This window comes from Cupriavidus sp. SS-3 (assembly GCF_035818815.1).
GTDB classification, from domain to species: domain Bacteria; phylum Pseudomonadota; class Gammaproteobacteria; order Burkholderiales; family Burkholderiaceae; genus Cupriavidus; species Cupriavidus taiwanensis_C.
This window is the reverse complement of record NZ_JAYLVT010000026.1, coordinates 36,782-51,431: the sequence shown is the minus strand read 5'-3', so window position 1 is coordinate 51,431 and position 14,650 is coordinate 36,782. Positions and strand designations below refer to the sequence as shown.

Below are 14,650 nucleotides of genomic sequence, written 5' to 3'. Positions count from 1 at the left end.
TTTGAATATCAACGGTTTCTTTGGTACTGCCGAGAAAATGTGCAAATGCAGCAGACGCGTTCCATGACGGGGCTGCCTTCAGGCGCGTGTTGGCCAGGCGCAGGGCGAGGCGCTTGGCGCATCCAATAAGCGGGCTACCCGCCACGCAAGCTGGAAAAGTGTTCTATACATCGCATTTTATCCAGAAAGGCTGTGGATAACTTTGTGAACAAGCCCTTGGCCCGGCATGTAAGTGGTTGATGCAAAAGAGAAATGGTTATATTGCCTAATTTTTGTTGCGCTCATAAACCGCATAAGAATCAAAGGCTTGCACGAATTCATGCGGCTTTCAGGGTAGCGCGCGCCCATCAGCGCTACCCCCTTGACATTGCAGTTATGCTGTGGACATGTCTGATCTACGCCGCATGTCCGCGGCTTCGCCATGTCTGACCTGCCGAATTTTTCGCGTGACCCTTCCGCCACCACGCCGCGCAGCGGCCGCGAGGTGATCCCCGTCGGCGAACTCAACCACGCCATCGCGCGCGTGCTCGAACGCAGTTTCCCGCTCGCCTGGGTACGGGGCGAAATCTCAAACTTCACGCGTGCCGCCAGTGGCCACTGGTATTTCTCGCTGAAGGACGCGCGCGCGCAGATCCGCTGCGTGATGTTCCGCGGGCGCAACCAGCATGTCGACTTCCAGCCGCGCGAGGGGGAGGCGGTCGAGGTGCGCGCCGTGGTCTCGATGTACGAGGCGCGCGGCGAGCTGCAGCTGGGGGTCGAGGCCATGCGCCGCGCCGGCCTCGGCAACCTCTATGAAGCCTTCCTGCGGCTCAAGGAAAAGCTGTCGCAGGCCGGGTTGTTCGCGCCGGAGCGCAAGCGCCCGGTGCCGGCACAGCCGCGCACCATCGGCGTGGTCACCTCATTGCAGGCTGCGGCGCTGCGCGATGTGCTCACCACGCTGCGGCGGCGCGCGCCGCATGTGCCGGTGGTGGTCTATCCGGTACCGGTGCAGGGCGCGGGCGCGGCGCAGAAGATCGCGGACATGCTCGACGCCGCGGCCGCGCGCGCCGAGTGCGACGTGCTGATCCTGTGCCGCGGCGGCGGCAGCATCGAAGACCTGTGGTCGTTCAATGAAGAGGTGGTGGCGCAGGCGATCGCGCGCTGCACGCTGCCGGTGGTCTCCGGCGTCGGCCACGAGACCGATTTCACCATTGCCGATTTTGTCGCCGACGTGCGCGCGCCGACCCCCACCGGCGCGGCCGAGCTGGTCAGCCCGGATCGCGCGCACCTGCTCGCGCAGACCGCGCGCGCGCGCGATGCGCTGAGGCAATGCCTGCGCCGCGGGCTGGACCTGCGCGCGCAGCACCTCGACTGGCTGGCGCGGCGCGTGCGCAGCCCGCAGGCGCAACTGCAGGAGCGCCGCGCGCAGATCGACAATCTGGCGCGACATTTGCGGTCGGCATTGCGCGACACCGTGGTGTCGCAGCGCCATCGCCACCAGTTGGTGGAGATGCGCTGGCGCGCATGCCGCCCCGACGCCGCCGCGGCCCACGCCGACGTGACGCGCCTGTGGCAGCGGCTGCAGGCCGCCGCGCTGCGCCAGCACGAGCGCGCCGGCCAGCGCCTGGCGCGCAGCGCCGGCGCGCTCGAGCTGCTGGCGCCGCAGCGCACGCTGGAACGCGGCTATGCGGTGCTGCTCGACCAGCGCGGACGCGCGCTGCGTGCCCCCGCCGAGATCCGCGCGGGCAGTGTGGTCGAAGCGCACCTGGCCGAGGGCGTGGCCGACCTGGCGATCGCCGGCGTGCAGGCCAAGCTGCCGGAATTCTGAGCCGCCGCGCGGCGCCGGGAACGCCTCCCATTCGCGTGCGGCACAGGCCCGAAAGGCTGCGCCGAAATCTCCCGGAAAGCCGCGCGCGGACAAACTAACATCGGAGCAGGGGGCTTTGCGCCGCGGTTTGCGTGGGTCTTGCAAGTCCCCTACAATCGGCAATTCCGGACCCAACAACCCCAACCCACAGAGACAGAACAATGGAACACAAGCTCCCCCCGCTTCCGTACGCGCATGATGCCCTGGCTCCGCACATCTCCAAGGAGACGCTGGAGTTCCATCATGACAAGCACCACCAGACCTACGTCACCAACCTGAACAACCTCATCAAGGGCACCGAGTTCGAGAACGCGACCCTGGAAGAGATCGTCAAGAAGTCGTCGGGCGGAATCTTCAACAACGCCGCACAGGTGTGGAACCACACCTTCTACTGGGATTCGCTGAAGCCCAACGGCGGCGGCCAGCCGACCGGCGCACTGGCCGATGCCATCAACGCCAAGTGGGGCTCGTTCGACAAGTTCAAGGAAGAGTTCACCAAGGTTGCCGTCGGCACCTTTGGTTCGGGCTGGGCCTGGCTGGTCAAGAAGGCCGACGGCTCGCTGGACCTGGTGTCCACCTCCAACGCCGCCACGCCGCTGACCACCGATGCCAAGCCGCTGCTGACCTGCGACGTGTGGGAGCACGCCTACTACATCGACTACCGTAATGCCCGCCCGAAGTATGTCGAGGCATTCTGGAATGTCGTGAACTGGGACTTCGCCGGCAAGAACTTCGCTGGCTGATCCACGCATCGTCCAGACCGCAGCAAACAAAAAGGGCCGCCAGGCCCTTTTTTGTTGCCCCGCGATTCCGTAGTCCCGCACACTCCGCACTTCCTGTGTTCACGCCGTCCCATGGCTGGAACACAGCGACACACTACCGCCCACTACCGGGTCCCGCACCCGCGCCCTATGCTGCGGATGTCCATGCCGGCGTGGTCCGCCATCACGATAACAAATCGATATGGTGACCAAAAGAAAATGCGAATGGACGCTGCGATACCCGATTTCTAGAATCCCCTCACGCTGCATCGCCGCGTACATCCGCCGCATGAGATAGCGCAATCAAGAATCCACAAATTGCTGATGCCGTAGTCCGGGCAGGGGTTGCTGCTGCCCGCGATTTCGTGCACGGGGCGGGGCAGGCATCCCCGTATCGATTCGGACAGGCGCAAGACCGACACTGGAGACAACATGAACAACCCCCTTGCGGGCGCCACCTTTGCGGCGCTCGCGGCCTGCTGCACCGTCGCTTCGGCGCAGAACCACGTCACGCTGTACGGCAGGCTGAATACGTCGATGGAATACTCGGATGCGTCGACGGCATCCGATGGCACCAGGCTCGGCGGCACCGGCCGGCTGACCAACAACCGCTCGGTGTTCGGCATGCGTGGCGAAGAGGCGCTGTATGGCAGTCTGAAGGCGATCTGGCAGATCGAAAGCAATATCTCTTTGGATACGGGCAGCGGGCAACTGGCCAGCCGCAATACCCGTGTTGGGCTGGCCGGGTCGGCCGGCAGCTTTTTCATGGGGAACTGGACCACGCCCTACCTGGAAGCGACTTCCGCCTACGATCCGTTCTATCCGACCACGGCCGGCTATATGGCGCTGATCGGCAACGGCTCGACCCCGACTTCCGACAACATCCAGGACACCACCTCCTTCGACCGCCGCCAGAAGAACAGCGTGCACTACCGCAGCCCCAAATGGAACGGCTTCAGCGGCGGCGTAACGTGGGGCGTCAATGAAGAGCGCGCCACGGTGCCGCGCAACCCGAGCCTGTGGTCGTTTGCCGGGGCCTATGACAACGGCCCGCTGAACGTGGTGCTGGCCTACGAGCGCCACAACAACTACCAGACCGCGGGCCGCGACGACGAAGGCATGAAGATCGGCCTGTCGTACCAGTTCCCCACCACCAGGGTATCCGCGATCTACGAGCGGCTGCACTACCGCACCGCCACCGGCGACCTGAAGCGCGATGCGTACTACGCCTCGGTGGTGCAGAAGCTGTGGACCGGCAGCCTGCGTGCCGGCGTCGGCTACGCCGGCAACGGCCGCGGCAACGCCACCGAGACCGTCGGTTTCTTCCGCAGCGGCCCGGACACCGGCGCCGTGCAGGCCACCGTCGGCTACGAATACCCGCTGTCCAAGCGCACCTCGGTGTTCGGCTTCTACAGCCGCATCTTCAACAAGAAGAACGCCACCTACGACTTTGCCATCAACGAGCTCGGCATCTCCGCCGGCGCCGATCCGCAGACCTTTGCGCTGGGCATGCGCCACGTGTTCTGAAGGCGCTTCGCCGCAGGCCATTACCAAGACACCAACGATCCAGGAGACCCCACATGAGATTCCGCCACATGCTGCGCGCCACGCTGGCCGCCGCCTTGTGCCTGCCGCTGCTGCACGGCGCCGCGCGCGCCGACAGCTACCCCGACAAGCCGATCCGCATGGTGGTGCCGTTTGCCGCCGGCAGCGCCACCGACCTGCTCGCGCGCATCGTCAGCGCCGAGATGAGCGCCTCGTCGAACATGCAGATCGTCGTCGACAACCGGCCCGGCGCCGGCGGCACCATCGGCACCGCGGTGGTGGCCAAGGCTCCCGCTGACGGCTACACCCTGCTACTGACCTCCGCCGGCCATGCGGTCAATCCCACGCTCTATCCGAAGCTGCCGTATGACACCACGCGCGACCTGAAGGGCATCTCCACGGTGGCGACCATGCCCTACCTGCTGGTGGTCAGCGCCTCCAGCCCGTACCGCACGCTCAAGGACCTTCTGGCCGCCGCGCGCGCCAGGCCGGACTCGGTCACCTACAGCTCGGCGGGCAGCGGCAGCTCTTCGCACCTGAGCGGCGAGCTGTTCAACGTGAGCGCCGGCGTGCAGACCCGGCATATCCCGTACAAGGGCGCGCCGGCGGCCATCACCGATGTGATGAGCGGACGCGTCGACATGTTCTTCGCCCCGTCGATCACCGCGCTGCAGTTCGTCAAGGACGGCAAGCTGCGCATCCTGGGCGTGGCCACGGCGGCGCGGGTGCCGTCGCTGCCGGACGTGCCCACCATCGCCGAGGCGGGCGTGCCGGGCTATGTGTTCGATGCCTGGTTCGGCGTGCTGGCGCCGGCGGGCACGCCCAGGGAGATCGTGGCGCGCCTGAACACGGCGATGCAGCAGGCGCTGGGTGCGCCGGCAACGCGCGACAAGCTGATGGCGCAAGGCGCCGAAGCCAAGCCGTCGACGCCGGCCGCGTTCGACAAGCTGATCGCCGTCGACATCGCCAAGCTCGAGCCCATCGTCAAGCGCTCGGGTGCGCAGCCGGGCCAGTAACGCCGCGGCACTGGCGCCCGGCGCATCATCCGGGCGCCGCCTCTCTCAAACCAAGGGAACATCGATATGCGTTGGATTGCACGGGGCCTGGCGCATGCCATGGCGGCGGCTTGCGTGATCGCGGCCGGAGGAGCACAGGCGCAGGCCGCCGCCGCGCCCGCGGACCGGATCCTGGTCAACGGCACGGTGCTTACCATGGACGGCGCGGATACGGTGGCGCAGGCCATTGCCATCCGTGGCGAGCGCATCGTTGCAGTGGGCACCAACCCGAACATCCGCCGCCTGGCAGGACCAGCCACCGAGGTGATCGACCTGGGCGGGCGCACGGTGATCCCCGGGCTGATCGACACCCATATCCACGCCATTCGCGGCGGCCAGAGCTATGCCTTCGAAACCTACTGGTACGAGGGCGAAACCACCAGCCTGGCTGCGGGCCTGGAACAGCTGCGCAAGACCGCGCTGGCGCGCGGCCCCGGCAAATGGGTGGCCGTGACCGGTTCCTGGCACCCCGACCAGTTCACCGAGAAGCGCGCGCCGACCCCGGCCGAGCTGACCGCGCTGCTCCCCGGCAATCCGGCCTACGTGCAGTACCTGTACGACTACGCGCTGGTCAACGCCAAGGCGATCGAAGTGCTCAAGCTCGATCAGCCCGATGCGCTGCCGCCCGGCATCCGCATGGAGCGCGACCGCGACGGCCGTGTCACCGGCCGGATCTTCGGCGCGATCCGGCCGCTGTCGGCGCTGTTCGGGCGCATCCTGGCGCAGAGCCAGGTCGACCCCAAGGCCAGCCTGCAAGCCTTCTTCGGCCGCCTCAACAGCCTGGGCGTGACCGCGCTGATCGACCCCACCGCCGGACCGGGCCCCGCGTACGATCCGCTGTTCGCTCTGTGGCGCGAAGACAGCCTGTCGCTGCGGGTCGGCTACCGCATCCCCACCATGGTCGCGGGCAACGAGGCCGAGTGGTTCCGCAACACGCTGGCCTACCTGCCGCCGCGCCTGGGCGACGGCAAGCTGCGCTTCCTGGGACCGGGCGAAATGCTGGTGTTCGGCATGGACGACGGCGTGAAGATGGGACCCGGATTCCAGCCGTCGGCGAAGGACCGCGAGGAACTGCTGAAGGTTGCCACCTTCGCCGCCAGCCGCGGCTATCCGGTCGAGATCCACGCCTATACCGACGATGCCGCCAACGCCATCCTCGACGTGTTCGAGGAAGTGGCAAGACACCATGACCTGGGCAAGCTGCGCTGGGCCATGGCCCACCTGAACACCGGCAAGCCCGAGACCTTCCGCCGCATGAAGGCGCTAGGGCTGGCCTACACGGTGCAGATGGGGCCGTACTTCGAGGCCGGCGCCATCGGCCACGCCAATGGCCATCATGTGGCCGAGGCCGCGCCGCCGGTGCGGCTGGCCCTGCAGCACGGGCTGAAAGTGGCAGGGGGCACGGATGCCACGCGCATCGGTATCCCGGGCGTCTGGCGTGCGCTGGAGTTCCATGTCGGGGGCTATTCGATCGGCAGGGAAGTCCGGCGTAAGGATGAGTTCCGGCTGTCGCGGCTGGAGGCGTTGCGGCTCTATACCGCCAACGCGGCGTGGATTTCGTTCGATGAGGCTTCGCGCGGCACGCTGGAGGCGGGCAAGCTGGCCGATCTGGCGGTGCTGGACCGGCCCTACCTGACCGTCCCGGTTGAAGACATCCACCGCATCCGTTCGGTGCTGACGATGGTGGGTGGCAGGGTGGTGCATGGCGATGGGGGCTTTGCTGCGCGCAAGGAGCGATAGGAGCAGCGAAAGCTCCGCGGAAGGGAAGACGTGCTTAACCGCGCCAACGCCCACTAAGAACCACCCCCGATCTCCCCCAGCACCCTGCAATTCGGCCAGCTCCCAGCCACCGCCAACTCCGTCGCCACCCGCCTCAGCGTTTCCATCACAGCCAGCGTCGCCCGCGACGGCGGCCGTGCCGCGGCATAGCCGATCAGCCGATGCAGTTCGAGCCCTTGCACCGGCACGGCCTGCAGGTGTCCGGCCTCCAGTTCGTCCCGGATCGCCGCGGCGAAATGCACGGTCCAGCCGAACCCGCGCGCTACCAGTCGCCGGGCTACCTCGATCGATTCCACCTCCATCGTGACCTGCAGCTCCAGGCCCTGGCGCGCCGCCAGCGCTTCCAGCGCCAGCCGCACGCCTGACTTGGGCACGCCGGTCAGGATCAATGGGAGGCCCTGCAGCTGTTCGATCTCCACCGGCCCATCACCCAGCGCGGCATCACCCCGCGGGCCGATCGCGCACAGGCTCTCCGCCACCAGCGGCACCGCCGAGACCCCGGAGCTCGACACCGGCCCGCTCAGCAGCGCGACGTCGAGCGTGCCTTGCAGCAGCGCATCCTGCAGCGCGGGAGCGAAATTCTCCACCAGGCGCAGGCGGATCTCCGGATACTGCTCGCGCAGCGTTTCGGCCAGCGGGATGAACAGTAGCGGCGCCAGCGCCGGCGTCAGCCCCACCGCAACCAGCCCGCGCGGCGACGCGGCGAGGTCGGCGATGTCCACCTTGACCTGGTCGGCGTAGCGCAGCAGGAAGGAGGCGCGGTCCAGCAGCACCAGGCCCTCCGGCGTGGGCGTGGCGCCGCGCACGTGGCGCTCCAGCAGGCGCACGCCCAGTTCTTCCTCGAGCAGCCGGATCTGGCGGCTGAGCGCAGGCTGCGCGATATGCAGCGCTGCCGAGGCGCGGCCGAAGTGCTGCAGCGTGGCCAGCACCTTGAAGTAGCGAAGCTGTCGGAGATCCATGGCGTAGCTCTACTGGCCGGATTTGTGCAATCGATTGCACAAATTGTCGAAAAAAACGGCGCCCTTGCGAGCGCCAGCGTTACAGCGGCCGGGTCGAGCCCCGCACCACCAGTTCCGGTGCCAGCAGGGTCCGCGCGGTGGTGGTGATGCTGCCGTCCAGCGCGCCCAGCATCAACACGGCGGCGCGCGTGCCCATCTCGTAGAACGGCACGCGGATGGTGGTTAGCGCCGGGGCCACCGCATGCATCAGCAGCATGTCGTTGTGCCCGACCACCGACAGGTCCGACGGGCAACTGCCGCCCGCCGCGTTGACGGCCGCATAGCAGCCCAGCGCCAGGAAATCATTGGCGGCCACCACCGCGGTGACGCGACGGCGCTGTGCCAGCAGTTGCGCGCACGCGGCCTGGCCGGCCGCTTCCGTGTAGGCCGGCGCGCGCACCACCGGGCAGTGGGAGACGGCCATACCGAGCTCCGCCACCGCCTGCAGGAAGCCTGCTTCGCGTTCGTGGCCGGTCGAGAGATTGCCCGGTCCGGCCACATGGCCGATGCGCCGGTGGCCCAGCGCGTGCAGGTGACCGACGGCGAGCGCCATCGCCTGGCGGTGGTCGCCGACGATGCTGGACACGCGCCCCGCATCGTCGCTGCGGTTGACCATCACCAGTGGCACGCCCTGCGCCAGGCAATGGTCCACCACCGGGTCGTTGCGCTCGGCGGTGGCCAGGATCAGGCCGTCGACCTGCCGCGCCAGCAGTTGATCGACGATGAAGGTCTGGCGCGCCTTGTCGCCGCCGGCATTGGCGACGATCGGGATATAGCGGTGCCGCGACAGTGCGTTCTCGATGCCTAGCACGATCGGCGGAAACACCGGGCTGCCGATGTCCGGCACCACCACGCCGATGGTGCCCGAGCGCCGCGTGCGCAGCGCCGCGGCGATGCGGTTGGGCGAGTAGTGCAGGTCCTGCGCCGCCTTCAGCACGCGCGCCACCAGTTCGTCGCCGATGCGGTGCCGGGTCTGCGGGTTGAGCACGCGCGACACGGTCGACGGATGCACGTCGAGTGCTTCGGCAATCTGCTTGATGGTGGGCTTGCTCATCGCTATGTGTTACGTGCGGCAGACGGCGCGCCATACCGCCTGGTTATCGGGATACCGGCAAAAAGTGGATTGGACGCAAGACACCGGCGCTTCCTAGAATCCGCCCGGATGCGCGCAACCTCGCTTGTCGTGCAATCGATTGCATTGTAATCTGCCCGGCGCGGTCATGCCAAGCCATGGCCGGCCGGGCGTAGCAAAAGGAGACGGAAATGAAGGCAGCGGTTTCGCTCGCCGGCCAGGCGCCGGTGTACCAGGAGTTCGACGAGCCGGCCGCAGGGCCGGGCAAGGTCGTGGTCGAGGTTGCGGCGGCGGCGCTGACGCGGCTCGACATGGCGATTGCCGAAGGCCGCCATTACCTCAAGCCAGGCGCGGGCCGCTTCGTGGTGGGGCGCGAGGGCGTGGGGCGCCTCGCCGATGGGCGGCGCGTCTACTTCAACGTCAATGCGCCGCGCGCGCCGTACGGGTCGATGGCGCAGCGCGCGCTGGTGGACCCGGCGCTCACCTTCCCGGTGCCGGACGGCATCGACGATGCGCGCGCGGCCGCGCTCGGCAACGCCGGCCTGGCGGCATGGCTGCCGCTGTCATGGCGCGCCCGCATGCAGCCCGGCGAAACCGTGCTGGTGCTTGGGGCAACCGGCGTTTCAGGGCTGCTGGCAGTGGCCTCGGCAAAGCTGCTCGGCGCGGGCCGCGTCATCGCCGCCGGGCGCGATGTGCACGCGCTGCAGCGTGCGCGCCGGCTGGGCGCCGATGCGGTAGTGCCGCTCGACCAGCCCGGCGACCTGCTCGACGCCTACCGCAATGCGGCCGACGGCAGCGTCGATATCGTGCTGGACTACCTGTGCGGCGCGCCCGCCGAAGCCGCGTTGCTGGCGCTGGGCCACGGCGGCCGGCTGGTCCATATCGGCACCACGGTCGCGCCGACCATCACTTTTGCCGGCGCCGCCGCGCGCCAGGCGTGCTTCGACATCATGGGCTTTGCCTACTACCACGCGCCCATCGCGGCGCAGGCGCAGGCCTACGCCGAACTGTGCCGGCATACCGCCGCGGGGCGCATGGAGATAGATATCGTCGCCGAGCCGCTGGAAGCGATCGGCCGCGTGTGGGCGGCGCAGGCCCGCGGCGCGCGCCAGCGCTTCGTGCTGATGCCCTGAAGAAAATCAGCGCGCCTTGGAGTCCGGCACGCGGGTCTGGTCGATCGAGGCCCCGCCGGTGCCCGTGCGCGGCTTGCCGTGCAGGCCGTCGCGGTCGACCTTGCCGGCGCTTTCCGAGGCCGGCTTGGCCTTGTCGTGGCCGGGCAGGCCGCCGGCGGTGTGCGGCTCCTTGGGCACGTCGCCGAGATCCCTGGCCAGCCCGCCCGGGTTGGTGGGCGTGGCGCCCGGCGTGCTGCCCGGCGCCACGCTGGCACCGGGCGGCGGTATGGTCTGGCTGCCCTTGGGACCCTTGTCGGTGCGCACGCCGGTTTCGGGCGGCTGCGCCAGGGTGCCGCCGGCGAGCGCGCACAGCAGCGCGACGGCCGCGGCGCGGGGGATGGTGGATCGCATCTGGATTCTCCTGTTGAACGCTGGCGTGCTGTCAAGCGCGGGCATGCTGGTACGGCAAAAGCATTTGCCGGGCCATCTCGCATACCGCCGAGCGGGGCCGGGCGGAGCACCGGCGCAACGCACTTTCTACAAGCGCCGGTGGTTGTTACAAGGACGCGGCGACGACGGGCGCAGCGGTGCCGGCAGGCGCGGGCAGCGGCCGGGGCCAGTGCCGCGGGAACGGAAGTTGCGCGCACGTCAGCGTTGGCCCGCGATTGCGGCCCACCTCAGCGGAGGCGTCATGAAACACAGCAAGCACGACACGTCGAACGATCCGGCGCTGGACCGGCGCCAGGGCCTGGATGACCGTGAACTGAAGGAAAACGCCGCGGACAACCAGCGTGCGCGCGAGCGCGCCCGTGCCGATTGGGAGCATGCGGCATCACACCGCAAGGATGGCCAGCCGGCGCGCAAGCCGGACAAGGGCGGCAAGGGCGAGATGCCGCCGGGAGTCGGCGCGCGTGACCTGCACGATCCCGGCAGCCGCGATCCCGACGCGCCGCCGACAGTGAACCGGTCCTGATCCGGTCATTGCCTGGCACCGCGCGCCAGCCGCGCGGCAGCCTGCAGACTGCGCACGATGCGGTCGAAGGCCGCGGCACGCGCCTCGTCGCTGCGCTGGCGCAGGGCAAACGAGGGGTGGTAGGTGGCGATGACCAGCCGCCCCTCGTGCTCGACCGGCGTCTCCATCATGCCCGCCAGCGTCACGCTCTTGCGGCCCAGCACCGCGCGCGCCGCGGTGGCGCCGAGCGCCACCACCACCGCTGGGTGCACTTTTTCCAGCTCCCGCTCCAGCCACAGGTTGCAGGCCTCGATCTCCTGCTGCGCCGGCGATTTGTGCAGGCGGCGCTTGCCGCGCCACTCGAACTTGAAATGCTTGACCGCGTTGGTCATGAAAAGCTTGTCGCGGTCCAGGCCGGCGGCCTGCAGCGCTTCATCCAGCAGGTGTCCGGCCGGCCCGACAAAAGGCGAGCCTTGCAGGTCTTCCTGCGAACCCGGCTGTTCGCCCACCAGCATGATCCGCGCGTGCGCCGCGCCGGCGCCGGGCACGCCCTGGGTGGCGTTGCGCCACAACGGGCAGCGCCGGCATTGGTTCAGTTCGCCGCGGCTGACAGGCGGCTTGTTGCGCTCGGGCATGGCGGATGGCGGTGACGCAGCGCGCGCGGGCGCTGCTGCCGATGCGCTGCAGGTTTCGCGCCATGGCGCCGCGTTGCGATCGGTATGGAACTTGCCTTCTCCGAGGGATCGCGCGCCGGCCACGCCATGCGTGCCTTGCCATGCCGCACCGAACGCCTGACGCCTGAACCGCGCATGCCCCAGACCAACCGTCCCGCCTCCCGCCGCCGCATCGCCGCCGAACTGTTCCGCGCGATCTGGCGCTTCCGCGCGCGCGTGCTGGTCGCGGTGTCGCTGCTGCTGCTGGCCAAGGCCTGTGCCGTGGCGGTGCCGCTGATGCTCAAGCTGGTGGTCGACGAGGTCACGCCCGCCGCGGCCGGCACCGATGCGGCGCGGCTGGGGTTGGTGGCGATGCCGGTGTTCCTGGTGCTGGCCTATGCCATCCTGCGGCTGCTCGGCAACGCCTTCAGCGAACTGCGCGACGTGGTCTTTGCCTACGTCACGCAGAGCACGGTGGCGGGCTTCATGGAACGCGCCTTCGCGCACCTGCATGCGCTGGGCGCCCGCTTCCACGCGCAGCGCGCCACCGGCAGCGTGATCCGCGACCTCGAGAAGGGCACCGCGGCGATCGGCTTCCTGCTGGGCGTGGCGGTCTTCACCATCGTGCCGACGCTGATGGAGATCGTGTCGGTACTGGCCATCATGATCGGCGCCTATGGCGCGGCCTTCGCCGCCATCATCCTCGGCGTGTTCGTGTTGTACGCGGGCTTTACCTATGTCTTCACGCAGCGGCGCATGCGCGTGCAGCGCCAGGTCAATGCGGTCGAGGCCACCACCAACAGCAAGGTGGTGGACAGCCTGCTCAACTACGACACCGTCAAGTTCTTCGCGCGCGAGTCGTTCGAGACCCGGCGCCTGTCCGAGATGCTGCAGCGCTGGATCGGCATCAGCGTGGAAAACCAGTATGCGCTGTCGGCCCTGCATATCGGGCAGAGCGTGTGCATTGCGGTGGGGGTCGGCGCGGTGATGCTGCTGGCCACGCAGCGCGTGATCCAGGGCTCGCTGTCGGTGGGCGACCTGGTGCTGATCAACGCCTACATCATCCAGGTGGTGCTGCCGCTCAACACGCTCGGCTTTATCTTCCGCGAGTCGAACGACGCCATGACCAATGTCGAGCGGCTGTTCGCGCTGCTAGACGCCCATGGCAAGCCCGGCGAGGACAGCGACGCGCCGGCGGCGCGCCCGCTGCGCGTGAGCCGCGGCGAGATCGTTTTCGACCGCGTCAACTTCAGCTATGACCCCAGCCACCAGACCCTGTGGGACGTCAGCTTCCGCGCCGGCGCCGGCCAGACCGTGGCGGTGGTGGGCGGCAGCGGCTCGGGCAAGTCGACCCTGGCGCGGCTGCTGTTCCGGCTGTACCAGCCCGACAGCGGCAGCATCAGCATCGACGGCCAGGACCTGCGCCTGGTGACGCAGCGCAGCCTGCGCGAACTGATCGGCATCGTGCCGCAGGACACCATCCTGTTCAACGACACCATTGCCTACAACATCGGCTATGGCCGCGAAGGCGCCACCCGCGCCGACATCGTCGCCGCGGCGCGCGCGGCGCAGCTCGACGCCTTTATCGACCGCCTGCCCGACGGCTACGAAACCCAGGTGGGCGAGCGCGGCGTGCGCCTGTCGGGCGGCGAGCGCCAGCGCGTGGCGATCGCGCGCGCGATGCTCAAGCGCCCGCCGATCGTGGTCTTCGACGAGGCCACCTCGGCGCTGGACACGCGCTCGGAGCGCGCGATCCAGCAGGAGCTGTCCGCAGTCGCGCGCGGGCGCACCGCGCTGATCATCGCGCACCGGCTCTCGACCATCGTCGATGCCGACCGTATCCTGGTGATGGAGCACGGCCGCATCGTCGAAGACGGCAACCACGCCACGCTGCTCGAGCGCGGCGGCATCTACACCCAGATGTGGCAGTTGCAGCAGCAGCAGCGCGAGCTGGAACGCGCCGAACGGCGCCTGGCGCTGCAGCCGGTGCGCCTCGAGATCCTGCTGGCCAGCGTGGTCGACGGGCTGCGCGAGCTGATCGCCGAGCGCCATGTCAACCTGTTCACGGTGCAGAGCGAGTCGGAGCTGCGCGTCACCGGCGATCCGGGCGTGCTGCAGAAGGCGATCTGGGAGCTGTGCCAGCACATGATCGCCACCATCGAGCCGGGCGGGCGGCTGGAACTGCGGCTCGAGCGGCTGGACGGCCAGGCCGGCCTGCGGCTGTCCGCCACGCCGGGCGATTTGCCGCTGCAGGATGTGCAGGGCCTGCACGAATGGCTGGCCGAGCACGGCGTCACGCTGACTGCCGACGGGCCGGCGCACGCCTACCAGCTGTTGATGCCGATGCGCGCCGTGCAGGAGGCCGAGCCGCGCCGCGCGCCGGACGCCACGCCGCACGCCGGGCCCGCACCCGAGGCGCCCGATGCACAGGCGCTCAAGGGCCTGCGCGTGCTGCTGCTGGACGACGACGAGCCCACGCGCGAGGTGCTGAGCGCCTCGCTGGAAGACTACGGTGCCCATGCGATTGCGCAGCAGCGTGGCGATGACGTGATCGCGCTGCTGGCGGGTACGCATCCCGGCCAATGGCCGCAGGTGCTGCTGTGCGACCTCGCGCTCGACGAGGAAGACGGCTACACCGTGCTGCGCCGGGTGCGACGGCTCGAGGCGCAGATGCAGGTGCCGCTGGGCAAGCGCATGACCGCGATCGCGCTGTCCGGACACGCCGAGCCGCAGGACCGCATGCGCGCGCTGATGGCGGGGTTCCAGCTGCACCTGTCCAAGCCGGTGCGGGTGGGCGAGCTGGTGGCGGCGATCCGTTCGCTGGCGGTGCGCTCCGACGCGCAGGAAGCGTAGCGCGGCCACATTGACCGCAGCGGC

General features: G+C 68.8%; 12 protein-coding genes. 8 read left to right on the top strand and 4 right to left on the bottom strand.

The features are described 5' to 3' along the window. The first annotated feature begins 421 nt into the window (after positions 1 to 421). The 5 genes from xseA (at position 422) to U9J39_RS27630 (ending at position 6,947) form a co-directional block, all read left to right on the top strand. Positions 422 to 1,807: an exodeoxyribonuclease VII large subunit gene (gene xseA, locus U9J39_RS27650; RefSeq protein ID WP_326348635.1), complete on the top strand. Its 1,386-nt coding sequence runs from the start codon at positions 422 to 424 to the stop codon at positions 1,805 to 1,807. 200 nt (positions 1,808 to 2,007) lie between these two features. Beyond that, positions 2,008 to 2,589, top strand: a complete 582-nt coding sequence (gene sodB, locus U9J39_RS27645) for a superoxide dismutase [Fe] (protein WP_012351891.1) — start codon at positions 2,008 to 2,010, stop codon at positions 2,587 to 2,589. A gap of 450 nt (positions 2,590 to 3,039) precedes the next feature. Further along, positions 3,040 to 4,134 carry a porin gene (locus U9J39_RS27640; RefSeq protein ID WP_115708331.1) on the top strand — a complete coding sequence of 365 codons (1,095 nt, stop codon included), beginning with the start codon at positions 3,040 to 3,042 and terminating at the stop codon, positions 4,132 to 4,134. Between the two features lie 53 nt (positions 4,135 to 4,187). Then, entirely contained in the window at positions 4,188 to 5,168 is a 981-nt protein-coding gene (locus tag U9J39_RS27635; RefSeq protein WP_326348633.1) for a tripartite tricarboxylate transporter substrate binding protein, read from the top strand. A 66-nt stretch (positions 5,169 to 5,234) separates the two neighbouring features. After that, positions 5,235 to 6,947 carry an amidohydrolase gene (locus U9J39_RS27630; protein ID WP_326348632.1) on the top strand — a complete coding sequence of 571 codons (1,713 nt, stop codon included), beginning with the start codon at positions 5,235 to 5,237 and terminating at the stop codon, positions 6,945 to 6,947. A gap of 53 nt (positions 6,948 to 7,000) precedes the next feature. Here U9J39_RS27630 and U9J39_RS27625 read toward each other — a convergent pair whose 3' ends face one another. Both U9J39_RS27625 and U9J39_RS27620 read right to left on the bottom strand, forming a co-directional pair. Beyond that, complete coding sequence (locus U9J39_RS27625) at positions 7,001 to 7,945, bottom strand: LysR substrate-binding domain-containing protein (RefSeq protein ID WP_252674618.1); 945 nt, start codon at positions 7,943 to 7,945, stop codon at positions 7,001 to 7,003. A gap of 79 nt (positions 7,946 to 8,024) precedes the next feature. Next, positions 8,025 to 9,038, bottom strand: a complete 1,014-nt coding sequence (locus U9J39_RS27620; protein WP_326348631.1) for a LacI family DNA-binding transcriptional regulator — start codon at positions 9,036 to 9,038, stop codon at positions 8,025 to 8,027. A gap of 209 nt (positions 9,039 to 9,247) precedes the next feature. On the opposite strand from U9J39_RS27620, the gene U9J39_RS27615 reads away from it, so the two are divergent. Further along, the gene (locus tag U9J39_RS27615) at positions 9,248 to 10,189 is read left to right on the top strand and encodes a zinc-binding dehydrogenase (protein ID WP_326348630.1); all 942 of its coding nucleotides are present in this window, start codon (positions 9,248 to 9,250) and stop codon (positions 10,187 to 10,189) included. 6 nt (positions 10,190 to 10,195) lie between these two features. Here U9J39_RS27615 and U9J39_RS27610 read toward each other — a convergent pair whose 3' ends face one another. After that, a complete protein-coding gene (locus tag U9J39_RS27610; RefSeq protein WP_326348629.1) occupies positions 10,196 to 10,579 on the bottom strand; it encodes a hypothetical protein in 384 nt (127 codons plus the stop codon). Positions 10,580 to 10,859: 280 nt separating this feature from the next. Between U9J39_RS27610 and U9J39_RS27605 the strand changes: the two genes are divergently transcribed. After that, complete coding sequence (locus tag U9J39_RS27605; RefSeq protein ID WP_326348628.1) at positions 10,860 to 11,141, top strand: hypothetical protein; 282 nt, start codon at positions 10,860 to 10,862, stop codon at positions 11,139 to 11,141. Between the two features lie 5 nt (positions 11,142 to 11,146). On the opposite strand, the gene U9J39_RS27600 is transcribed toward U9J39_RS27605, so the two are convergent. Next, positions 11,147 to 11,755, bottom strand: a complete 609-nt coding sequence (locus U9J39_RS27600) for a UdgX family uracil-DNA binding protein (protein ID WP_115708341.1) — start codon at positions 11,753 to 11,755, stop codon at positions 11,147 to 11,149. A gap of 174 nt (positions 11,756 to 11,929) precedes the next feature. Between U9J39_RS27600 and U9J39_RS27595 the strand changes: the two genes are divergently transcribed. Then, the gene (locus U9J39_RS27595) at positions 11,930 to 14,626 is read left to right on the top strand and encodes an ABC transporter transmembrane domain-containing protein (RefSeq protein ID WP_326348626.1); all 2,697 of its coding nucleotides are present in this window, start codon (positions 11,930 to 11,932) and stop codon (positions 14,624 to 14,626) included. The last annotated feature ends 24 nt before the right edge of the window (positions 14,627 to 14,650 follow it).